General features: G+C 32.9%; 21 protein-coding genes. 8 read left to right on the top strand and 13 right to left on the bottom strand.

The features are described 5' to 3' along the window. The first annotated feature begins 108 nt into the window (after positions 1 to 108). Positions 109 to 858, top strand: coding sequence for a LytR/AlgR family response regulator transcription factor (locus ACQ654_RS19130; RefSeq protein ID WP_430411948.1), 750 nt, complete (start codon positions 109 to 111; stop codon positions 856 to 858). Here ACQ654_RS19130 and pafA read toward each other — a convergent pair. Next, entirely contained in the window at positions 855 to 2534 is a 1680-nt protein-coding gene (pafA, locus tag ACQ654_RS19125) for an alkaline phosphatase PafA (RefSeq protein ID WP_430411947.1), read from the bottom strand. The genes ACQ654_RS19130 and pafA overlap by 4 nt on opposite strands. 152 nt (positions 2535 to 2686) lie before the next feature. Between pafA and ACQ654_RS19120 the strand changes: the two genes are divergently transcribed. Then, positions 2687 to 3424 (top strand): MlaE family ABC transporter permease, encoded by a 738-nt coding sequence (locus ACQ654_RS19120; RefSeq protein WP_430411946.1) that lies wholly within the window; start codon positions 2687 to 2689, stop codon positions 3422 to 3424. Then, a complete protein-coding gene (locus tag ACQ654_RS19115; RefSeq protein WP_430411945.1) occupies positions 3425 to 4195 on the top strand; it encodes an ABC transporter ATP-binding protein in 771 nt (256 codons plus the stop codon). Between the two features lie 90 nt (positions 4196 to 4285). Here ACQ654_RS19115 and ACQ654_RS19110 read toward each other — a convergent pair whose 3' ends face one another. Then, entirely contained in the window at positions 4286 to 5773 is a 1488-nt protein-coding gene (locus ACQ654_RS19110; RefSeq protein WP_430411944.1) for a DUF389 domain-containing protein, read from the bottom strand. 5 nt (positions 5774 to 5778) lie between these two features. After that, a complete protein-coding gene (locus ACQ654_RS19105) occupies positions 5779 to 6855 on the bottom strand; it encodes a mannose-1-phosphate guanylyltransferase (protein ID WP_430411943.1) in 1077 nt (358 codons plus the stop codon). A 244-nt stretch (positions 6856 to 7099) separates the two neighbouring features. Here ACQ654_RS19105 and ACQ654_RS19100 point away from each other — a divergent pair, with 244 nt between their 5' ends. Next, entirely contained in the window at positions 7100 to 8293 is a 1194-nt protein-coding gene (locus ACQ654_RS19100; RefSeq protein ID WP_430411942.1) for a hypothetical protein, read from the top strand. Here ACQ654_RS19100 and ACQ654_RS19095 read toward each other — a convergent pair. Then, complete coding sequence (locus tag ACQ654_RS19095) at positions 8282 to 8881, bottom strand: SprT-like domain-containing protein (RefSeq protein WP_430411941.1); 600 nt, start codon at positions 8879 to 8881, stop codon at positions 8282 to 8284. The two genes, ACQ654_RS19100 and ACQ654_RS19095, sit on opposite strands and share 12 nt — an antisense overlap. 112 nt (positions 8882 to 8993) lie before the next feature. Continuing rightward, positions 8994 to 9914 (bottom strand): DUF4349 domain-containing protein, encoded by a 921-nt coding sequence (locus ACQ654_RS19090; RefSeq protein ID WP_430411940.1) that lies wholly within the window; start codon positions 9912 to 9914, stop codon positions 8994 to 8996. Between the two features lie 167 nt (positions 9915 to 10081). Here ACQ654_RS19090 and ACQ654_RS19085 point away from each other — a divergent pair, with 167 nt between their 5' ends. Next, positions 10082 to 10963, top strand: a complete 882-nt coding sequence (locus ACQ654_RS19085; RefSeq protein WP_430411939.1) for a hypothetical protein — start codon at positions 10082 to 10084, stop codon at positions 10961 to 10963. Continuing rightward, positions 10960 to 11508 (top strand): hypothetical protein, encoded by a 549-nt coding sequence (locus ACQ654_RS19080; protein ID WP_430411938.1) that lies wholly within the window; start codon positions 10960 to 10962, stop codon positions 11506 to 11508. Before ACQ654_RS19085 ends, ACQ654_RS19080 begins: the two co-directional genes overlap by 4 nt. Before the next feature lie 261 nt (positions 11509 to 11769). Here ACQ654_RS19080 and ACQ654_RS19075 read toward each other — a convergent pair whose 3' ends face one another. From ACQ654_RS19075 to ACQ654_RS19060, 4 genes are all read right to left on the bottom strand, one after another. After that, positions 11770 to 12588, bottom strand: coding sequence for an HvfC/BufC family peptide modification chaperone (locus ACQ654_RS19075; RefSeq protein WP_430411937.1), 819 nt, complete (start codon positions 12586 to 12588; stop codon positions 11770 to 11772). Next, positions 12588 to 13520 carry an MNIO family bufferin maturase gene (gene bufB, locus ACQ654_RS19070; RefSeq protein WP_430411936.1) on the bottom strand — a complete coding sequence of 311 codons (933 nt, stop codon included), beginning with the start codon at positions 13518 to 13520 and terminating at the stop codon, positions 12588 to 12590. Before bufB ends, ACQ654_RS19075 begins: the two co-directional genes overlap by 1 nt. Before the next feature lie 166 nt (positions 13521 to 13686). Further along, the gene (locus ACQ654_RS19065) at positions 13687 to 14388 is read right to left on the bottom strand and encodes a hypothetical protein (protein WP_430411935.1); all 702 of its coding nucleotides are present in this window, start codon (positions 14386 to 14388) and stop codon (positions 13687 to 13689) included. Positions 14389 to 14406: 18 nt separating this feature from the next. Next, the gene (locus tag ACQ654_RS19060) at positions 14407 to 15924 is read right to left on the bottom strand and encodes a ferritin-like domain-containing protein (RefSeq protein WP_430411934.1); all 1518 of its coding nucleotides are present in this window, start codon (positions 15922 to 15924) and stop codon (positions 14407 to 14409) included. A 224-nt stretch (positions 15925 to 16148) separates the two neighbouring features. Here ACQ654_RS19060 and ACQ654_RS19055 point away from each other — a divergent pair, with 224 nt between their 5' ends. Next, positions 16149 to 16880, top strand: a complete 732-nt coding sequence (locus tag ACQ654_RS19055) for a thioredoxin domain-containing protein (RefSeq protein ID WP_430411933.1) — start codon at positions 16149 to 16151, stop codon at positions 16878 to 16880. 123 nt (positions 16881 to 17003) lie between these two features. Here the strand turns inward: ACQ654_RS19055 and ACQ654_RS19050 are convergent, their stop codons facing one another. Together ACQ654_RS19050 and ACQ654_RS19045 are read right to left on the bottom strand one after the other, a co-directional pair. Beyond that, on the bottom strand, positions 17004 to 17567 hold the full coding sequence (locus ACQ654_RS19050) for a DinB family protein (RefSeq protein WP_430411932.1): 564 nt from the start codon (positions 17565 to 17567) through the stop codon (positions 17004 to 17006). Between the two features lie 52 nt (positions 17568 to 17619). Continuing rightward, entirely contained in the window at positions 17620 to 18156 is a 537-nt protein-coding gene (locus ACQ654_RS19045; protein WP_430411931.1) for a Crp/Fnr family transcriptional regulator, read from the bottom strand. Between the two features lie 264 nt (positions 18157 to 18420). On the opposite strand from ACQ654_RS19045, the gene ACQ654_RS19040 reads away from it, so the two are divergent. Next, complete coding sequence (locus ACQ654_RS19040) at positions 18421 to 20580, top strand: ATP-dependent helicase (RefSeq protein WP_430411930.1); 2160 nt, start codon at positions 18421 to 18423, stop codon at positions 20578 to 20580. A gap of 101 nt (positions 20581 to 20681) precedes the next feature. Here ACQ654_RS19040 and ACQ654_RS19035 read toward each other — a convergent pair whose 3' ends face one another. Together ACQ654_RS19035 and ACQ654_RS19030 are read right to left on the bottom strand one after the other, a co-directional pair. Next, positions 20682 to 21362, bottom strand: coding sequence for an SDR family NAD(P)-dependent oxidoreductase (locus ACQ654_RS19035; RefSeq protein ID WP_430411929.1), 681 nt, complete (start codon positions 21360 to 21362; stop codon positions 20682 to 20684). Positions 21363 to 21552: 190 nt separating this feature from the next. Continuing rightward, positions 21553 to 22497 (bottom strand): M28 family metallopeptidase, encoded by a 945-nt coding sequence (locus ACQ654_RS19030; protein WP_430411928.1) that lies wholly within the window; start codon positions 22495 to 22497, stop codon positions 21553 to 21555. Positions 22498 to 22507: the final 10 nt, after the last annotated feature.

The following is a 22507-nucleotide window of genomic DNA, read 5'->3' as shown; positions in this document are numbered from 1 at the left end:
TTAATATCTCTTATTTTTTACAAAAAGTTACGATCTTTCATAAATTAACCGTAATTTGCTGACAATGTTATCCTTCGTTCCCCGTTGTCAAGTAAAAACAATATCCACATGATTACTGCAGTTATTGTCGAAGATGAAAAATCTTCAATGGAATATCTTTTATCAATTCTTACAAAGAATCATTCTAACATTCAAGTCCTTGCATCAGCATCTAATGTTGACGATGCTGTGACAATGATTGAAACAAATAAACCCGATATTGTGTTTTTAGACATTCAATTGCAAGACGGAAGTGGTTTTGAAGTGCTCGATAAACTGAAGCGTGAAATGCCTTTTGAAATCATTTTTACCACAGGTTTTTTAGATTATAAGGAACGTGCCATGGATTATTTTGCGTTTTATTACCTTAACAAACCTGTTCAAGAACATGAACTAAAAAAGGTGTTAGACATGTATTTCGTGAAACGAACGTCATTTGATGTACAAAAATATATGGCGTTTAAAAATCAAATTAAGTCAAAAAATCAAATCATCAACATTATTGTTAAAGATGATTATGTTCCTATAAAATTAAAAGATATTATTTTCTGCGACGCTTCTGGAAGTTATACATTTATTCATACAATACATGGCGATCAATATTTAGCTTCTAGAAATTTAAAACGCATTGAAGACCTCATTGAAGATGAAGGTTTTTATAGAGTTCATCGCTCAAAACTGGTGAACATGAAACATATTTCAGTTATTTCAAAAGACGGAATTATATATATGTGTAATGGTGCCGAAATTTCAACTTCTGTTCGAAGTAAAAAGAAAGTAATTGCTATGTATCAATTATATTTAGAAACTAGAGCCTAGTTTTTTAATACTTGCTCAATTGGATTTCCTGTAGTTCCATTTGGAAACGAAATTCCTAAAATTGCCGAAATTGTTGGTGCAATATCTGTAATTACAGTACGTTGTAATGTTTCTCCTTGCTCAATTCCATTTCCATAGAATAATAACGGAACGTGCGTGTCATAGTTAAATCCTGAACCGTGTGTAGAACCTGTACGCGGATATGAAATTGTTGCCGGATTTAATACAAAACAAACATCACCTGAACGTTTTTGGTTGAATCCTTTTTGCAAAGCAGCGGCAATTCCTGTTGTAAATTCGCCCGAAGTTAACGTTGTACGTGTATATACTTTTGAAACTTGATCGTATTTTAGTAATTCCGTTTGCAATACATTTTCTATAGCTATAGCTGCAATTTTTAAACGATTTACTTCTGTGTGATCTAAAAATATTTGTCCGTTTGAAATATTTTCAATCAATTTTTCGCTTCCGTAAGTTGTGTTTAAGAAATCAACTAAATGTTTTTTTAATGCTTTGTTACTAAAATATCCTGCCGGAATTTTCATGCTTTCCAAATACGATGGCACATGAACAGCGGCGTGATCAGCTGTTAAGAATACGGTGTAATTTCCTTTTCCAACTTCTGCATCTAAGCTTGCAAATAAGCGCTCAATATCTTTATCTAATCGTAAATATGTATCTTGAATTTCCTTCGAATTTACACCAAATTTATGTCCAACATAATCTGTACTTGAGTAACTTACTGCTAATATATCTGGTGTAGCATCTTTTCCTAATTGCTCACCTTTTATAGCCGCAATAGCAAAATCAGTAGTTAAACTGTTTCCATATGCAGTTGCTTTTATAATATCAAAACCACCATTTTTATCTTTTAAAGCCGCCAAATCGTACGGAAAACTTCCATTGGCTTTTCCTTTAAATGTTCCTTCATATGTATTTACATCGGAGCCACTTTCTGCATATGTATGAATGTCATATAATGTATTCCAAGTCGTTAAATACTTTTCTGCTTCATCCGCGGCATTAAATGTTTGTACCCAAGTTGGCAATTCTTTTGTATAATACGTACTTGTAATCCAGTTTCCTTTGTCTTTTCCGTAAAACCAATACGCACCATTTGCCGCATGACCAGCTGGTAAAATTGCGCCTCTATCTTTTATGGCAATTCCAATTACTTTTCCGCGTTGTTGTGTTGCCAAACGCAATTGGTCTGTTACGGTTGTGGTTTGCATTCTACTTGGCGACATTTTTCCTTCGTACTTATCTGTAACTCCAACAGATGTATATCTATCATCCGAAGCACAATACACAAACTTTTTCGCAAACTTATCGTACCAATCGTTTGCAATAATTCCGTGATTTTCTGGTGTTGTCCCTGTATATACAGACGCGTGTCCTGGACCTGTATAGGTTGGAATGTAATTGTAATGATTGTTTTTACAATTGTAGCCTTCATTCATCATACGCTTAAATCCGCCTTCTCCATATTTATTTTCAAACTGTGTTAAATAATCGTATCGCATCTGATCTACAATAATTCCAACCACTAATTTTGGTGTTTTTACAGTTGTTGTAGCAGTTTCAGTCTTTGTTGGTGTGGCTTTCACTTTCTGTTTAACAGATATACATTGAAGAAAGAAAAAGGATAGAATACTTAAAAATATGACTCTTTTCATGATGAGGCTTTGTCGTTATCGTTTGTTAGAATTCAATTATGAATGATTTCTATGGCGATTCAAAAATAATCGTTTTCTTTCAATTAGTTTTATCTAAACATTAAATACCTGAATTATTTTATTAGGTTGCCCGAATAATGTATTTTTAACCCATGATTTACCTAGAAAATATAGGACGCTATTTTTTGATGTTAAGAAGCGTATTTAGCAAGATGACAAAATGGTCCATGCTACGACACCTTATTTTTAAAGAGATTGATGATTTGATCATTGGCTCTCTAGGAATTGTCTGTTTTATTTCCTTTTTTGTTGGTGGTGTTGTTGCTATTCAGACGGCTTTAAACATTAACAATCCATTAATTCCTAAATACTTAGTTGGTTTTGCCACAAGACAATCTGTTATTTTAGAATTTGCGCCTACCTTTATTTCTATCATTATGGCAGGAAAAGTAGGTTCATTTATTACATCTAGTATAGGATCTATGCGTGTTACGGAGCAGATTGACGCGTTGGAAGTTATGGGTGTAAACTCCTTGAATTATTTAGTATTTCCAAAAATTGTTGCGCTTTCACTATATCCTTTTATCATTGCAATTTCTATGTTTTTAGGAATTTTAGGTGGTTGGGTTGCTTCTATTTACGGAGGTTTTTCAACGAGTGCTGATTTTATTGAAGGGTTACAAATTGACTTCATCCCTTTTCATGTTGCATATGCCTTTTTAAAGACATTTATATTTGCATTTATTTTGGCTACAATTCCTTCTTTTTTTGGATATTACATGAAAGGTGGCGCATTGGAAGTTGGAAAAGCAAGTACAACTTCGTTTGTATGGACGAGTGTTGTTATTATTTTATTGAATTATATCATCACACAATTATTACTGACTTAAATGATTGAAGTAAAAAACATAAAAAAATCTTTTGACGGTGTTGAAATTCTGAAAGGAATTTCAACGAAGTTTTACAAAGGAAAAACCAATTTGATTATTGGTCAGAGTGGTTCTGGAAAAACAGTTTTTTTAAAATCGCTTCTCGGATTATTTACGCCAGAAGAAGGTGATATTATTTTTGAAGGGAAAAATCATAAAGATTTAACTGATGAAGAAAAACGCGACTTGCGTACGGAAATTGGAATGGTTTTTCAAGGAAGTGCATTGTTTGATTCAATGACCGTTTTTGAAAATGTAATGTTTCCATTGCGCATGTTTTCCAATCAGTCTAAAAGCGAAATGAAAGACCGTGTTGATTTCGTATTGAAACGGGTTAAACTAGTAGATGCACATCATAAATTCCCTGCAGAAACTTCTGGTGGAATGCAAAAACGTGTGGCAATTGCGCGTGCTATTGTAATGAAACCAAAATATTTATTTTGTGATGAACCAAATTCTGGACTCGATCCGAAAACGGCAATCATTATTGATAATTTAATTCAAGAAATTACTGACGAATACGATATTACAACTGTGATTAACACACATGATATGAATTCTGTAATGGAAATTGGTGAAAAGATTGTTTTCTTAAAAAACGGTCATAAAGCTTGGGAAGGCACCAATAAACAAATATTTAAAACCGACAACAAATCAGTGACAGACTTCGTATATTCTTCAGATTTGTTCAAAAAAGTTAGAGAAGTATATTTGAAAGAGTTGGATGAATAAGCTTTTAGCAAAAAGAAAATTTCAGCTTTTAACATAAAAAAAGCGAACTCAAAAGTTCGCTTCATTACAATTACTCATTATTTTATTTTTCTATTTAATTCGTTCAATAATCAACGTATCGAGTGATAACTCGTTACGCAACCAAGTTTCCAATTCTTTCTCTTTAAGTGTTTGTACACTATCTGTCAATGCTGGATTCCATTTTACAGCGGCTACCGGAATGGTATCAACTTTTATAAAATCTTTTGAATTCAACATTCTGGCAAATCCAAATTGGCGTAAATCTGTATATTTTATTTTAGCATCTTTGGCAACTTTACTAAACGCAACATAGTTTTCATTTTCGAGTGAAGCTTTCGATTCTATTTGAGAGTTAAGATCTGAAACTTCTTGCTTAAGTTCGGCAATCTGTTTTTGCAATCCGTCAATAATATTTCTACTATTATCCAAATCGCTATACGCTCTATCTAATGCTGCTGAAATTTTATCAACACTTCTAGTATTACTTGCTCCAACTTCTAATTCAAAATCTTTAATATAGCTATAGCCTTTTAACTCATTTTTATATTCTGATATTAAAGCATCCGACATTTCTCCATTGAAATATAGACTGATTTTTTTATTCTCTATGTCTAATCCGTCTTTACCTTCTTTGTGAAGCCATACTTTTTCATTGGCGATTATTTTTTTAATAAATAAATCATATTCTCTATTAACATTACTGGTTTGTAATACATCCCAAAATGTCCAAACTGCCGGAATCATAACAGCTAAAGCCACTACAGAAGCTAACTGTGAAATACGCTTACGTTTGGCAGAGTTTGCATATTTTAACATTGGAAAACGCAATAACTTCAATACTAAAAACGTCGCTAATCCAATGAAGATGGTATTTATAATAAATAAATACATCGCGCCACCTGCATATACCCATCCTAACGATCCTCCTTTTGCGAGTCCGAAACCTACAGTACATAATGGTGGCATTAAGGCAGTTGCAATTGCTACTCCAAAAATTACAGAAGCAATTGTTCCCTTTTTGGTTCGGGCAATGATTAATGCCAAACCACCAAAAAATGCAATTAATACATCACGAATATCTGGCTTCGTTCGTGCTAATAATTCAGAAGAATCTGTCTGTAAAGGAAAAAATTTAAAGAATAAAAAAGCTGTTAACACACTCAAAAATACCATCACACCAAAGTTGATTAAGGATTTTCGAAGTGTATAAATATCATTAATAGCAATCGCCATTCCCATTCCTAAAATTGGTCCCATTAGTGGCGATATTAACATGGCTCCAATTACAACTGCTGTTGAATCTGCATTCAATCCTACGGATGCAATAAAGATGGAACAGACTAAAATCCAAGCAGTTGCACCTTTAAATGGAATGTCTTTTTTGACATCTTCTATAGTTTGATCTTTATCAACATCGTGTCGAATGTCTAATAATTCATATAAAAACGTTTTCAAGCCTTGCCATAAACCTTTTGCGTCTGTCGGCGGCTTTGTTTCCCCTGTATTTTTTGGTTCTTCTTCTGAGAAGTTGAACTTATTTTCTTCCTCTGTACTCATATATTTTATCCGTAATTTTCACCAAAGGTGTCTTTGACTTTTTGTAATACTTTCTTAATATCTTGCTCTTTCGCTTTGGGATAAATCAGTAAAACTTCTTCTTTATCTACGACAATATAATCATTTAATCCATCGATTACCACCACTTTTTCACCAGCTGTACGAATCATATTTCCGCTTGCATCTTGTAAAATAGTTTGTGCATTTACAACAGCATTTCCGTTTTCTTCCTTGTTAAGCTTGTCATATAAACTACCCCAAGTTCCTAAGTCATTCCAGTCAAATGTTGCAGGTACAACGTACACATGTGATGCATGTTCCATGATTGCATAATCGATAGAAATATTTTCGGCTCGACCGTAATTATCACGAATAAAATCGTCTTCAAAGTCTGTATTATATACTGAAAAACCTTTATCTAATAGTTCGTATAGTTTTGGTTGAAAGTTTTGAAACGCGGTAATTATTGTAGTTACACTCCAAATAAAAATTCCTGCATTCCATAGATAATTTCCACTTGCCACAAATGTTTTAGCCGTTTCATAATCTGGTTTTTCTGTGAATTGGTGTACCTTTTTGATTGTATTTTCACTTTTTTCAAAGTTGATATATCCATATCCTGTATTGGCAAATGTAGGCTGAATTCCCAACGTCATTAATACATTTTCTTTTTCACATTTATCAAAAGATGTTTGCAAATTGCTAATGAATGCATTTTCATCTTCAATCCAATGATCGCTTGGCGCGACCACCATCACTGCATTTGGGTTTATCTTTTGAATTTTTAAAGAAGCATATAAAATACACGGTGCCGTGTTTCGCATAGCAGGCTCTAACACTACTTGTTTTTGTGTAGCATCTGGCAATTGTTCCAACACCAAATCGTTGTATTTTTCATTGGTAAGAATGTAAATATTTTCTTTTGGGATTAATTTACTCAGTCTGCTAAATGTTTTTTGTATAAGCGTTTCTCCAGTTCCTAACATGTCGTGAAACTGCTTTGGAAAGCTTGAAGTACTTACAGGCCAAAAGCGCGATCCTACGCCGCCAGCCATCAGAATTGCATAATAATTCTTGTTCATTGTCATGTGTATTCGTGGTAGGTTTTTAAGTTACGTAAGCAATATAATACAGATTGCTGAAAAAAATAATAAAAGTTTAGATTATTAACAGCTTTGTTTCGGTAAATAACCATTATTGTAAAGTTTCTTGACTTTTTTAAAAATGAAACGTATCGTATTGACATACTTTTGCAACATTTATAATAGATAGCTTTCAACATCGTTTTACAAATAGTAGTTTAATCATTTAACAAAAATATATTTCATGAAATCAGTATACTACAGTATTTTTCTTTTTATGTTATGCTTTCTTACTTCCTGTCAAAACGACAAAAAAATACCTGCTGCAAATAGTTTTTTAGCTACTGCTGACACGTTGATCATTTCCACAGAAAAGCAAAAAGGAGGTGGTTTGTTTTCACTAGGCGTTACGCCAATAGCATTTAAAAATCTTACCGAATCATTTTCAAATGATATAATATTATCAACAGAAATTGAAGATATAAAACATAGTTATTTTGATACTGACCTAAAGCAAAAAGATAATTTTTATGTAATTATTATTAAAGGAACTAAAAACGGAGAACCAGTTTTTATAGTTGATGAAAATAATAATAAGAATTTAACAGATGATAAAGTTAGAGCTTTTAAAAAAATAGCATGGTTTTCATCAGAAAATTTGATACCGTGCAGCTATTCCAAACGTGTAGGGAACGAAATTGTTATCGATTCTTCTTGGCTGAAAATTGGAACTATATATGGTGATTTACAATACGGTAGAAGCGATCATGTTTCAGGTACATTTACTATTGATAACAACAGCTTTGAAATTAGTATTGCGGCTCCTAGAAACATGAGTTTTTCATATAATATTGATCCACAATTGGTCTTAAAAAATGATCGAGGTAATATAAAAGATACCATTACACATCGTGATAAAATTATGTTAGGTGAGTTTGTAAAGTTAGATGAAACGTATTATAAATTTCAAAGTATTACCGATGATGGAACTACAGTTACATTGGTAAAAGAAAATAATTTTACTTCTAAAAAAGGAACACAAGCGGGAATGATTGCTCCCGAATTTGAAGTAGTTACTACCAAAAAAGACACAATTAGAAGTGCTGACCTTCCAAATACAACTACATTACTTGTAAATTCCTGTGGTTGTTCAGGTCTTGAAGATTCTGTAACCGTTTTTGAAGAAATAGCCGAAACCTATAAGGACTTAAACGTTTTCCGTATTGATTCAAATATTAAACAAACAAGCGACGTATGGCAAATTGATATGGAAAATGAGGCTAATAAGACGTTTTATAAGATCTATAGAAAAGAATATTGTTCAGTAATTTGCTATGTGATTGGAAAGAATAATAGAATTTTAGACAAATTTGAATCTATGGATTGGCAAAGTACACTTCCTGAAATTCTAGCACGTGAAGATGCTTCAACTCCGTAACAATTCTACTTCTGCATTTGGATTGAATAAGTAAACGCGTCCTGTAGCAACTTCCTGACATTCATAGCGTTTTACACGTTTGTTTCCACGCTTGAATATTTTTCCGTTGTGCAATCGAAACGTGCTTCCGTGTGGAATTTCGAATACATAATTTTTATCATTTTCTGGATCGTATTGTTTAAGTGCTAACGCAAATTTTGCATCTGTATCACTACTTGCTTTCGGATTTTTGAAATGATTTGCCACAACTGGCAATATTCTGGTTGGAAATATTTGCGGATTGATAAATGGCAACATTAATTGCTGAAATGTCTGTTTCCACTCTAATCCATGCGGTTTTATAAGTCGTCCAAATTTTTCATACGCTACCAAATGTGCAATTTCATGAATCAAGGTAACGAAGAATCGGTATTTATTTTCACCAGCATTTACCGTAATTATGTGCCTTCCATCAGACATTCTACGGTAATCACCATGTCGTGTAACACGCTGATTTACAATTTTTAAGTGTACTTGATGTTGTTTGATAAGCTCAAAAGTAGGATCAACAGCACGTTCAGGAATGTATTTGGCTAGAATATCTTTCACGATTCAAAAGTAACAATTTGTTTTGAAAGGAGATAATTTAACCAAATAGAGCAACCGACAATTCACGGAATGTGAGTTATCTGTTGCCCATATTTTATAAATTGCATGCTATTTACTGCTTTGCTTTTCTCCATCTTCTAAAAAAGATAAACCCAATAATACCTAGTAAAATAATTGGCCAAATGTATAAAAGCGTTATTGCAATTCCTTGAATGAATTCCCAACCTGCAATTAGTCCTTCCTTTGCTTTTGCTCCAAATCCTTTTTCATATGAAACTGGTTCTTCCTTATATGTAATTTTTTCATAAATTTCAACCTGAATTGTACTATACGCAACTCTATTACTCATGTATTTTATTTTTCCTTGCGTCGCTTCTATTTCTTCTTGAATGACACGCAATTCGTTTTCTGTTGCTAAAATATCTTTTACTGTTTTTGCATTTTTACGCAAAACTGCCTCCAAACGTTCTTTTACTTCCAACTTCGTTTGCAAACGTGATTGTGCGTCCATGTATTTTTCAGTAACATCTGTTGTAGAAATATTTACATAATCAGTTTCTTCGGCAAATTTCTGAATGCCATCTAACATGATGTCGAAGTTTTCTTTTGGAATTTTTATAGTAAATCTGTTTTGCTTTTCCTGATAATTCTTGTCATATCGCAACTCAGAAATATAACCACCATTTAAATACATTACTTCTTTAATTTCTGCCAATGCTTTTTCAATATTCTTTACTTTATATCGCGTACTTGCCGTTTTGATAATTTTTAAATCTTTCGGAATATTAGACACTCTTAAACGACTGGTTTGTTCGGAAGTTAACCCTTTTGTGTCTACTGTGAAATTTTCTTTCTTGTCAGCATTCTTTGTTTCATCATCATCAACACCATCATAATCATTTCTGAGATCAACGTTTTCTAGTGCAAATTCTTCTGAAAGATGATCAGAACTTCTGTTACATGATAAAGAAATCAAGAATAGAAATAATAATAAGTATGATTTTACGATTCGTTTTAGTGTGATTGCATTCATAATTTTATATTTTTAAGGATTACGAATACAAACCTAAAGGAGTTTCACCGTGAAGCTTTGTAAATGACTTGTAGCGGCTTTGTAAATTAATTTACAAAATACAAATAACTGATTACCTGATTTTTATATTTTAATTGAACACAGAAAAAACATATTACTTTTCACTTTTGAAACAGCAAATTGCGACTACTTTTTTGGCTTCGCATGCGGCTTCAAACGATATTCGTGATTGGAAAGGAAATACAATTACAGATTTTCAAGAAGATTTACGTAGCAAAACCAACGATAGTATTAGCGAAAAATGGTTTTACACATACATTAAAAATGATGCCGAAAAGTTGCCACGTGTAGACATGCTCAATTTGTTAAGTATGTATGTTGGGCATGAACATTGGAATGATTTTATACAGAAACATACTGAAGTTGAAATTGAAGTTGGAAATGAAATTGAACAAGTTAAAAAACCTGCTCGTAAGTTTATTTGGCTGTTGCTACTTCCGTTAGTTGCGTTTGGAATTTATAGTTTATATCCAAAAGAAAATACTTTTTCATTTTGTTTTACAGATGCCGATCAGCGTGAAGCAATTACCAAAATTCCGTTAGATATTGAAGTGATTCTTACCAATGAATCGTCTTTGTATTTTAAGACAGATAGTTTGGGTTGTTTTTCCTATACAACTCCTGAAAACGAATTGAAATTTGTGGTAAAATCGCCTTATCATAAAACAGATACGATTGTTCGCCATATCAATTCGAGTACTCACAAAACGGTTCAATTACACACTGATGATTATGCATTAATGTTGTTATATTATGCAAACGGCAATAAAGACGATTGGAAAAAACGCCGTGCGCAATTGAACGAATTGATTTCTGATAATGCGCAAATTTACAGAGCTTTTAAAAATAATATTGGTATTGAAATGTACACCAAAAAGGAATTTATCAACTTATTAACAATTCCGACAAGTAGCTTAAAAAAGATGCGAATTCTGGATAAAGTCTATACAAATAACAAGATTGTGAAACTTAAATTTATGATTCAATGATGAAAAAGATTGTGTACATAGCGTGTTTCATTTTGTGTTTTTCGTGTTCGAATAATCGGAATGCTGATCGAGTTCCTACAGAAGAAAAATCCGTTGAAGCTGAAGACTTCAAAGTTGACGAAAGCAGTTTGATAGATGATGCTGATGGAAAAACAGACACAAAAAAACTAGAGATTAACTTTTCACTTGATGATATCAATACAGAGATTGAAGAAAAGTTGCAAGCCAATTATGAAGCCACAATTTTAGCAATACAACATCCTGAATTTCAAGAAGCAATTAAAGAACAATTGGCAAATTCTGGCAAATTCAATTTTACACTTTCAGATTCTATCAAAACAATTGAAATTAAGGAGATTGAACGTTCAGGAAACATGCTTAAACGAAACGATAGTATTACGACACAGAAAATTTTGTATACAACATTTATCAATTCAAAATACACTCAAAAAGATAGCGCATTGGTTGTAATTAAACGTACAATGATTGTGATAGATAACCAAGTGAAAATGAACACATCGTTTTCGTTTGAAAGTTTAAAGTAATTAGATTTTGGGGTGTTGAAATATTCTTTTTTAAAACGTCACTTCGTGTGATTTTCGAAAGAAAATTGTATCGAGAAGTTCTTGGAAATTACATAGATTGTTAGATTGTTTTAATATGTCATTACGAGAAGTGAGCGACGAAGTAATTTGCTTATTAAGTAACAGATTGCAAGTTTTTTTAAAACTTTCGCAATGACGGTTCAAAAAATATACAATCCACTTTGAAGTGCTAAAACTCCTACCTTCACAGGAATGAAAAAGCTATCTCTCAATAAAAAAACCTTCTTCCAACCATTTTGCTTTCCATTGTTGCCAATAGTTTTCGAGTTCAGTTGTGTCAAAATTATGTTGTTTTATGAAGAATTGTTTCGTTTCAGAAATAGACTGCGTTTCTTTTAATTTTGCCAAGAAATGATATTGTACAGGATGCAATTCAAACAATCCCAATCGGTAATCGCGCCGCAATAACACACAATAGCTTTCTGTTTCAAATGGCAATGCAGGATTTCTGTCATTTACCACTTCTTTGTAATACAAACTAATTGGATATTCATGTGTATATAAATGAAATACAGGAACCAATTTCAAGTCGTCTTCTTCGGTTTCCGCTGTTGCAGATTGATGGTTTTCAGTAGCTTTTTCATCAAATATAATATTAATTGAATATTCAAATTCGGCGAGTTCAATCATAAAATCTGGCCACGATTCTTTTACCTCAGCATCTTTATCAGGACGTGTTTCTTCAAGAAATTTACCAAAATTCTGTCCTAAATCGCCCAACGTATAACTTTTAGAAGGATATTGATCTAGGTATAAATCGGCAAATTCTAAGAATAATTCTTTTCCCAAAGCATGACGCAACGCAGGAAATTGTGTTACCATACAATCGCGCAAACGTGCAATATAACTACGTTGATAAATTTGTACATGTTGCTTTGCTGAAAGTTTGGAAGTCGATTTTACATAGTCTTCATAATCGTTTCCAAATTGTGGATGTAGTAATTGATGTTGCATCCATTGTTGAATTTCTGCAAAACTTTTTTGTGTTGCTTCTCGCGATGTATCTCGTTTGATTTCCATTATTCTACAAAATCTTTTGCAACATTTGTCACCATAAAATCAATTGGATTGGAAACCGTTTCTGCTACTTTTTGAATTTTACTTTCAGAAATTTTATCTTTTTTGAAACCATTCATATAATTTTTAGCTTTTAACAATTCTGCATGACAGACTTCAAAAGCGGGAATATTTCCGTCCCATTCCAATAACGTAGACGTTCCGCCCGTGCGTTCCCATGCTAGGCTGAATAATTCCCAAACAGGATCAACGACAGGACTATCATGCGTATCAATAATGTGATCACCATTGTGTTGATGACCCGCCAAATGCATTTGTACAATACTTTCATGCGGCAAACCTTCTATGTATTCCACAGGATCAAATTCATTGTTAAACGAAGAAACATAGACGTTATTTACATCCAATAACAATCCACAATTGGTTTCTTCTACCATATATTTTAAAAATTGCCATTCCGGAATTGTTGATTGTTGAAACGTTAAGTACGTGCTTGGGTTTTCTAGAATTAATGGACGTTCTAAATAGTCTTGCACTTGTTTTATTTTCGTAGTAATTAGCTGTAAACTTTCTTCATTTAACGCTACAGGCAATAAATCGTGAGAATTTAAACTTAACACGCCTGTCCAACACAAATGATCGCTTATCCATTTTGGATTGATCGCTTTCGCTAGATTTTTTAATCGTTTTAGATATTCAAAATTTAACTCATCTGTACTTCCAATAGACATTGAAACACCATGCATTACTATTGGATATTTTTCTGCAATTTGATCTAGCACATATCGTGGTCTTCCACCAGAATCCATAAAGTTTTCTGAAATGATTTCAAACCAATCTACCGCAGGTGTATGTTCTATTATATGATTGAAATGTTCTCCACGCAAGCCTAAACCCAAACCTAAATCGGGCAATTGTTGTACTGTTTTTTTCATTTTTTATACCGAATATAGATTTCTTTTTTTCCTTTAAATCTATGTCATTGTGAGAATTTGTAAAAGCTGATGGCAAGCTAGATTACTTCATTATCGTTCGTAATGACGATTCAGAAAATATAAAAGAGCCTTGACGCTATATTCTAGACTCTTTTATATTTGCAACTTATTTTTTATATCCTATTTTTTTGGAATCTTTCTTTTCATCATCACAGCCACAATTTTCAATCGTGTTTTTCATTTTTTTACTGCTTTCTATACAAAATTTATTTGCATCACTTGCGGCATCATTTACACCAAAAGAACAGTTTTTATCGCCACTGCTTCCACAAGATTCTCCTCTACCATTTGCTTTTAACCATGCTATTGGTGGTCCATATTGAAAAGGTGCATTTTTTACCGTTCTACGAGATGTATCCATTCGATGTTCAAAAAGTTTACGTGCCAAAAGCCATACACTTCTTCCTTTGTTTTTTCCTTGAGTCATGAAGCGTTCTGCAGGAATTGGCGTTCCGCAGCTTCCTTGCCATGCGCAATCATTTGCACCTGGTTTGCATTGTTCTTCTGAATCTCCATACAATCCGCAACCACCTTGACCACGACAATTGTTTAAGGTATGACAACTATGAACTTCTGTTGCACAGTATCCTGAACCAGCGCAATCGTTGGTTCCGAAACGATCATGTCCTTTGCAAGCATTTAACCCCATACACGCGTGTAATTCTAAAGGTACTGCAATGTCTTTTTGTTTTGATGGTGTACCGCCGCCGCTTCCGCAACCATTTGATCCACTACTACTGCTTCCGCCGCTACTTCCACAACTATTTGCTCCGCAACTATTCGCCGCGCTATATTTAAAATCTTTCATCTTTTTTTATCCTTTTAATTATAAAACCCCTTTATTGTTTTCCACTAAATATGCTTCTACAGGCACATCTGGCAAGTCTTTGATACGATCTAAGATTCCTTGCGATACAATACTACTAGAAGCCATTGCAATTCCGGCTAAGTCAATAATTTGTGATTTTGGACTTGACGAATTTGCAAATGTATAGTCTTCAAATGTTGCTGAAACACTTTGTTTTTCTCCGCTACTATCTGTGTACGATAATCCAGTCATAGTCATACTTAACATGTTTAGAATCCAAATCATTGATTTGTGAATTCCAAACATAAAGATTTCATATTGTTTGTGTCCAGCAGTTTTGTAACATGCTTCTGCCATGACAAAAATATACGTATACACTGCATTTGTAAGATTGGATACATCCTGAATTGCTTTTGGATAGTCTGATGTACTTGGGTTTGTTGGAATGTCTTTTACGAAGTATTTTGTAAAATCGAAATCTTTTGTTCCTAAGAATTGATGTAATGCATGATTTGTTCTTTCAATTGTACAGTATACTTCTAAGAATTTATCAAAATGAGACAATTCCTTTTTGTCTTTATCATCAAAATCGTTTGGATTTACGATTCCTGAATCTAATGGAAATAATGGACAAACAACTGTACCATCTGGCGCTAAATGATCGCCTACTATTTTATCTTTAAATATAGGTTTTCCATTTACATCTAGCTTTATGGTTTCTGTTGCGCCTTCTCCTTGCTCAATGATTTCTTCCATTGCATGAATGGCAGATTTTTTACCTTTTACATGCACCAATCCGCCGCTATCATCTTCATTTGGAAATTGAGGTTTGTGATTTTTATCATAATATACTGTATCAATATTATTTTGCGCATAGTATCCTTTTTCGGGCAGTAATTGTGGCGCATTTGCATTGAAGTCAGAATCTTTTAATTCATCCTTGATACACTTTATAATTTGATCGTAGTATTCTCCGATTGTTGTGTACTCAATGGCTTTTCCGTTTTCTCCTTCCTCATTTTTAAATGGTAATGGGCTTTCAATTAATAGAAACGCATGTAATTGTTCTTTGCTAAGTTTGCCTCTATTTATTTCAAATGCAGGAACATGTCCTGGTAAATAGGCTGGCCATACTTTTGGTGTTTTTCCGACTAATTCTGGAATTCCGCCATACGGAGATTTTAGTGCATTTTTTATGTTTGAAGATAACGACATGTGCAACATTTCTTCTACGGCAACGCTCATGATTAAGGCTCCTGATTTGTTTGCAAATACCATTATATCTAATGCTAATTGTTTTGCCGCTTCTTGCAACTCAGCATCAGTTTTTTTATTTTTCTTTCCTTTTTGAGTTGCTTGCATATCTGAAAGAATTTGTGCTTCTATTTCAGATTGATTCGGAACTCTGGTAATTGAATAATAAGTGTACAAATACACAGGAATTGTTGCAATCTCAATTTCAATAGCTTGTTGCATTGCTTCTTTGAGATTTGATTTGGTTACCTTTTTTGGCAACTGAAAGAGTAATCCATTCATAATGTTGGTTCGTTTTATTTTATGGTGTTTTAAATGTAGGTTTTCCTTTTTAATCATAAAACCGTAGAAATACTTGTTTTATAGATGGATAAATTACTACAAATATTTGACATAGTCATATAGCTGTTCAGCTAAAAATAGAAACATTACATCAAAATAGTCGTCTATTATTTTTTGGCATGGTTTTTTTAGTTATTTTTAAAACAAATTAAATTTTTACTATTATGAAAAAAGTATTGCTATTGCTAATGCTTTGTATTGCGATTCCCTCCATTGCGCAAACTGAGTTGTCTGACGATACCGCCGAATCAAAATTGCTTGTAAACAATGATCGATTGATCGTCTTAGATTTTTATGCCACTTGGTGTGGACCATGTAAACGTATGGATCCAATTATAAAACAATTGGTAACAAAGTATAAAGATCGTGTTGATTTTTATAAAATTGATGTAGATAAAAGTCAAGTAGATGATGCCTTGGGAATTTCTGCAATGCCAACCTATTTATTTATCTACAATAGTTCTAACTTGGAACAGATTGAAGGCGCCATGAGCAAATCGAAAATGGAAAATTTAATTAAAAAACACATGGGCGGCGATGCTGGCACAACCGTTTCTACTGACACTACTGACGATTTTGATGTGAATGATTTCAGCCAAGCTAATTTAGATAAAATCTGGAATTCGTCTACTAAATTGAATTCCTTAGCGTGGAACGCATACAAAAATCATAATGATATTAAGGTGTTACTGAAAGCTGTAAAAGCCGCAGAACGTTCTATTGAGCTTGAAACTACGTATTATAATGTGGATACGCATGCGGCTTTGCTGTATAAAACAGGAAACTATACAAAAGCTTTAAAGACCGCTAAAAAGGCTGTTGACATTGCAAAAGAACAAGGATTAAGTTATGGTTCAACAACCGAACTGATTGAGAAAATTATTGATGAAATGTAAATCTTGTTTTTATTATATAGAATTGAAAAAGGAAGCTAATCAGCTTCCTTTTTTGTATTTTCTTATGATTGTACGTATCTAACACTATTGCTGTTTAACATACTTTTCAAAAATTATTACCTATTATTTCGTACTCATTTTTGCCATTTTCAAGGTTTTTTCTGCTTGTTTTATATGTCTTTCATTGTGATATATTACAACTCTAAAAGTATCTCCAAGTCGTAATTTAATTAGTTTAGAAATGGTAATTGTTGTTTTAGTTTTATCTAAATCTACATGTTTTGATTTGTCTAATAATTCTATTATTTGATGTTGATGATCTATAAATTTTTCAAGAGTTTGTATATCTAATGTTGAGTTTAGTGGATTCATCGGCTTGAATGTTTTCATTTTATTCAGTTTTTCTTGATAAGAAACCGATTTACTAAAATATTTCCCAAGCCAATTGCTTTTAAAAACCCCCGAACTCTTGTGTACAGAAGTCTCTATTTTAGTTGTCATTTCAGGAATATAAAAATCTCCAAATCTATTTAAATGTTCAATACATTCTAATACGCTCCAACTTGTCGTATCTTGTTTCCAGTTAAGAAGTCTTATAGGTTGATTCTTTAAACTTTCGACAGCGTTTAAATTTTCTCGTGTCAATTCTAATAAATCTTGTAATATTTTTTTTGATGTAGATACCATTATTTTTTTTGACAAATTTCAGCATCCATTCTGAGAAAAAAATTGATTGAAATTAAGATTTTTTAATTCTCGATAACGTTTCTGGAGTCATTCTTAAATACGAAGCAATATATTTATTTGGGATTTCTTGAAAGAGTTGCGGACTTCGTTGTAACACTCTAGTATATCTTTCTACAGGTGATGAGGTTAGAATATCTCGCTCTCGTTCCATTTGTTGCAACACAAAACTTTCTAAAATGGAAAGCCACAATTTTTTATTTTCAGTTGATGATTCAATAAAAGCAGTGTAATTTTCTTTTCGAATTGCTTTTACAGTTGCCTTTTTCAATGCTTGGATATAAAGCTCGGATGGTTTCCCGTTCAAAAATGAATCTAAAGATGCTATCAAATTATTTCGATAGCCAAATCTAATTGTATGTTCTTCGTAACTATCAATGACAAAAATTCGCAAACTTCCATCCACTACCAAATAGATATTGGTATCAATACTTCCTTTTACTTTTAAATATTCATTTCGTTCTAAGTGAATTTCTTTATCCCAAAGATTTTCATTGTTTATTTTATCAATTAGTATTGAAATTGGGTTCATAAAAACTTGTAAATAAAGATTAGTAGCAACTATAAACATTCAATATATGACATCCAAAGTACTTTTTACGACATTACTATAAAAATCGACGTAATGTTTTCATGTGTTCAATATTATGTATGCTTCATTACTATTTTTTATCTTACATGAACTGTAGTTAGGTATTGTTTTAATGACTTAAGGAAATCCACATTGTTAATGTATGAGATATGTGCTATTTTTATAGAAGAAGAATAAACTCTTAGCTAAAATATATAAATCCGCATGACAAGTATTGAAAAACTTACCAAAGATTTAAATTTACAACAATTGGAAGCTGTTACCGAAACAGAAGGTTTTGTACGTGTGATTGCTGGCGCAGGCTCTGGAAAAACAAAAGCATTAACGAACAGATACGCGTATATAGTGGAAGCTTTGGGAATTAGCGCTTCTAATATATTGTGTGTGACGTTTACCAATAAAGCGGCACAAGAAATGCGCAAACGAGTTAAAAGATTGGTCGGTGATGGTTTTGATTTAAATTACATTACTACCTATCATGGGTTTTGTGTACGCGTTTTACGAGAAGATATTAATAAGATTCAATATCCTAAAAATTTTATTATTATGGATGTGGAAGATCAAAAAACGATTCTTCGACAAGTGTATACTGAACTTGGTTTAACATCTAGAGATTTTACGTTTAAACAAGTTTTACGCTACATCAGCAAAGAAAAAAGTGCGCAGGAATATGTACAGTATGTACTAGAATCGAAACAGAAAAAAACGGACGATCCAATTGAAAAAATATTTCTTCGGTATTTGGAAAAACAACAACGGAATTTTGCTTTAGACTTTGACGACTTACTTAATTTTACTTTATATATATTTCTCCATAATGCCGATATACTTGAAAAATGGCAAAAGCGGTTGCACTATATTCAAGTTGATGAAACACAAGATAGCTCTCAGAAACAGTTTATGTTGATGGAAATGCTTTCTAAATTTCATCAAAACTTGTTTGTTGTTGGCGATCCTGATCAGACGATTTACGAGTGGCGAGGCGCAAAACCTGAAATTTTAGTGGATTTTGATAAACGATTTGTGAATTCTAAAACCATTATCATGAATCAGAATTACCGTTCTACTCCAAATATTTTAGGACTCGGAAATCATATCATAAAGAAAAATAAAATTAGAGTAGACAAAGATATGTTTACTGAAAATTTAGAAGGTGCAAAAGTGATCCATTTTCACGGACAAAATGATTTTGAAGAAGGTTTGTGGGTTGCCAATGAAATTAAACGCTTGATTGCTGAAGAAAATTCCAAACATTCAGACATTGCCGTTTTGTATAGAGCAAGTTTTGTTTCACGGCATATTGAACAGTCATTGATTAGAGAAAATATTCCGTATACCGTTTTTGGTGGCATTCGATTTTTTGAACGAAAGGAAATTAAAGACATTCTTGCCTATTTACGATTGATAGAGTTTGAAGATGATTTTTCTTTTTTAAGAATTATCAATACACCAAGTAGAGGTTTGGGCAAAAAGTTCATTGAAAATCTGGCAACTATTGCTGCGAAAGAAAATAGTTCGTTGTATGCGGCATTGACAGCAAATATTTCAGAAAAGAATTTGCATCGTACAGGAGCTATTGAATTTCTTGCCTTACTTACAAAGTTTAAAAAATTAAAAACGAAGTTGTTAGTTTCTGATTTGGTAAAAAAGATTATTGACGAAAGTGGTATTTCAGCATTGTACAGAACTGATGGCGATACGGATAGACTTGACAATATTAAGGAACTTCAAAATGCTATCATTGTATCCGAAAATCAAGATGAAGAACCTTTTAATTTGACTGAATATTTACAAGAAATTGCGCTCTATACGGATATGGATATACATGACGATCGAAATGATCGGATTAAATTAATGACCATTCATACTTCGAAAGGGTTAGAGTTTCCGTATGTGTTTCTTTGTGGTTTTACTGATGGAATTTTACCAAGTTCAATGTCGCTAAAAGAAAGGCGTAAAAAAGCATTAGAAGAAGAACGCCGCTTGACGTATGTTGCGATTACTAGAGCTGAAAAAGCTTTTTACATGACAGAATCTGAAGGATATAATTATTCAGGCTTGCGAAAATATCCTTCACGTTTTTTATTTGAAATTAATGAAAACTTTTTTGTCACCAAAGGAGATTTGAGTCAAGAACTTATTGATGATGCAAGAGAACAACTTGAACGCGAATTGAATCAACAAGTCATTGAAAAACGATTTGAAGTTGGCGATTTAGTACAGCATCAAGTGTGGAAACAAGGAAAAATTGTTGAAGTCAACGAAGACAAAGGCGAATATCAAATTGAATTTGAAAGTATCAATAAAGTTAAACCGATCAATTTTGAATTTAAAGGTATAACCCGTTTTGAAGAAGAGGAATAAATTGTTCTAATCTCTAATTACTGACTACTTAAATTCAGCATTACGTAGTAACTCTTTGACCGAAAACAGATATACATAAACTTGTTCTCAAAACTGTACCCTTAAGGCGTCGAACTCGAAACTTGCATTATTTTACCGTTGTAATATTTGTTTCCGTGCAGCGAGAAATCAAAAATATATTGCGCCATTTCTAAAGCGCTTAATGGTGCTTGATAGCCTGGAAATGCTTCTGCCAACATTTCAGTTTGTACCGCGCCCAAAGCAAGTACATTGAACGCGATTCCAGCATCTTTGTGTTCTTCGGCTAGTAATTCTACCAACGTAATTACAGCTCCTTTAGATGAACTATATGCGGCTAACCCAGGGAATTTCATGCTTCCTTGAATTCCGCCCATAGAACTTATGGTTACGACGTGACTTCCAGAAACCATGTATGGAGTTAATACTCTGCTCAATTCGGCAACGCCAAATACATTGACTTCGTAAATCCATTTGAAATCTTCCATGGTGGTTTCCGCAAAAGGTCTGTTTAGCAACGCACCTGCATTGTGAATAACAACATCTACTTGTTCCCAGTTTTCTTCCACGAAAGTGGTCACTTTTGCATAATCTTCTGGCTTGCTTAAATCGAATGCAAGTGATGTAATATTTTCAAAAGTTAAGTTGGAAACTGGTTTTTGGTTTCGGGACAAGGCTAAAACATTGTGTCCTGCATTGGCAAATAAGTGAACCATTTCGAAGCCAATTCCTCTGCTTGTTCCTGTAATGATGATGTTTTTCATAATACGTTATACTAAACTTTGTGAGATGCTGAATTAAGTTCAGCATGCCATAACTTATTTTTTACTGCTAGTAAAATCTAACGAACTTATGATTACTTCTCGATACTAAATTCTTGTAGAATTTCACTCGAAGTAACGTTTTCGTTTACAAAATGATACTAGCTATTTATTACGTCTTCAAACAATGTATTTACTTTGAAGGATTCATTTTGATTTCTTTCGTTTCAGCATTTACTGCTTTTTTCACAGCAGGAATAAACGTGTTTACAAATGCCGCCATATGATCGAAATTCATTTTGTCAGATGAATCACCTACTTTGTGATAGTGTTGAAAGTTTGTAAAATCGAACGTTGAAAATGTCTGGCAAGGCACATTGAATTCTTTGAAGAACGGATAGTTATCAGATCGCATAAATAATCTAAATTCGCCAGCTTTTGGCAAGAATCCTGCAATTTTTTTCCCTGCGTATTCGTTCATTTTTTCTGCAAGATTTGTTTTGTCAAATCCTGTTACATATGCTGTGTAATCTTTATCTACTAACGGAACACCAACCATTTCGAAGTTTAACATGATGTATAAGTCAATGTTTTTAGCTTTTAGTGTTTTTGCTAGATATTTTGAACCTACCAATCCTTTTTCTTCTGCTGAGAATAACGTGAATAAGATACTTCTTTTATTGCTTTTTGTTTTTGCAAAGTATTTCGCCATTGCTAATACTGTTCCTACTCCTGCGGCATTGTCATTAGCTCCATTGGCAATTTTATCACCATTTTCTTCTTGTGCAAAACCAATATGATCGTAATGTGCACCAATGATGACAAATTCATTTTTTAATTCAGGATCGGTTCCTTCTAAGTATCCAATTACATTAAACGCATTTGCGCCTTTCACCGTAAAACTATCACGATACGTATCAAAATATGGTTGTACGCCTAAATCTTTAAAGTAGTTTTCAATATAAACCGCCGCTTTTTCAATTCCTTCACTTCCAGTATCTCTTCCTTCTAATTCGTCAGAAGCCAAATAGGTTACTATATCGTCTACTTCTTGTGCTTGAATTACTATTTCTTTGGTTCCACAAGAGACAATTAGTAGTGTGAGACAGATTCCGAATATGTTTTTTAGATATTTCATTGATTGATAG

This window comes from Kordia sp., from assembly GCF_965283645.1.
Lineage (GTDB): Bacteria > Bacteroidota > Bacteroidia > Flavobacteriales > Flavobacteriaceae > Kordia.
The sequence above is the reverse complement of the archived record's forward strand: the minus strand, read 5'-3'. Positions and strand labels throughout refer to the sequence as shown.

Coding starts and splice junctions, on each gene's coding strand:
- ACQ654_RS19030 (WP_430411928.1), bottom strand. CDS start 22,497: ATGAAATATCTAAAAAACATATTCGGAATCTGTCTCACACTACTAATT.
- ACQ654_RS19120 (WP_430411946.1), top strand. CDS start 2,687: ATGATTTACCTAGAAAATATAGGACGCTATTTTTTGATGTTAAGAAGC.
- ACQ654_RS19080 (WP_430411938.1), top strand. CDS start 10,960: ATGATGAAAAAGATTGTGTACATAGCGTGTTTCATTTTGTGTTTTTCG.
- ACQ654_RS19035 (WP_430411929.1), bottom strand. CDS start 21,362: ATGAAAAACATCATCATTACAGGAACAAGCAGAGGAATTGGCTTCGAA.
- ACQ654_RS19055 (WP_430411933.1), top strand. CDS start 16,149: ATGAAAAAAGTATTGCTATTGCTAATGCTTTGTATTGCGATTCCCTCC.
- ACQ654_RS19090 (WP_430411940.1), bottom strand. CDS start 9,914: ATGAATGCAATCACACTAAAACGAATCGTAAAATCATACTTATTATTA.
- ACQ654_RS19050 (WP_430411932.1), bottom strand. CDS start 17,567: ATGGTATCTACATCAAAAAAAATATTACAAGATTTATTAGAATTGACA.
- ACQ654_RS19115 (WP_430411945.1), top strand. CDS start 3,425: ATGATTGAAGTAAAAAACATAAAAAAATCTTTTGACGGTGTTGAAATT.
- ACQ654_RS19130 (WP_430411948.1), top strand. CDS start 109: ATGATTACTGCAGTTATTGTCGAAGATGAAAAATCTTCAATGGAATAT.
- ACQ654_RS19040 (WP_430411930.1), top strand. CDS start 18,421: ATGACAAGTATTGAAAAACTTACCAAAGATTTAAATTTACAACAATTG.
- ACQ654_RS19110 (WP_430411944.1), bottom strand. CDS start 5,773: ATGAGTACAGAGGAAGAAAATAAGTTCAACTTCTCAGAAGAAGAACCA.
- ACQ654_RS19045 (WP_430411931.1), bottom strand. CDS start 18,156: ATGAACCCAATTTCAATACTAATTGATAAAATAAACAATGAAAATCTT.
- pafA (WP_430411947.1), bottom strand. CDS start 2,534: ATGAAAAGAGTCATATTTTTAAGTATTCTATCCTTTTTCTTTCTTCAA.
- bufB (WP_430411936.1), bottom strand. CDS start 13,520: ATGAAAAAAACAGTACAACAATTGCCCGATTTAGGTTTGGGTTTAGGC.
- ACQ654_RS19065 (WP_430411935.1), bottom strand. CDS start 14,388: ATGAAAGATTTTAAATATAGCGCGGCGAATAGTTGCGGAGCAAATAGT.
- ACQ654_RS19105 (WP_430411943.1), bottom strand. CDS start 6,855: ATGAACAAGAATTATTATGCAATTCTGATGGCTGGCGGCGTAGGATCG.
- ACQ654_RS19060 (WP_430411934.1), bottom strand. CDS start 15,924: ATGAATGGATTACTCTTTCAGTTGCCAAAAAAGGTAACCAAATCAAAT.
- ACQ654_RS19100 (WP_430411942.1), top strand. CDS start 7,100: ATGAAATCAGTATACTACAGTATTTTTCTTTTTATGTTATGCTTTCTT.
- ACQ654_RS19075 (WP_430411937.1), bottom strand. CDS start 12,588: ATGGAAATCAAACGAGATACATCGCGAGAAGCAACACAAAAAAGTTTT.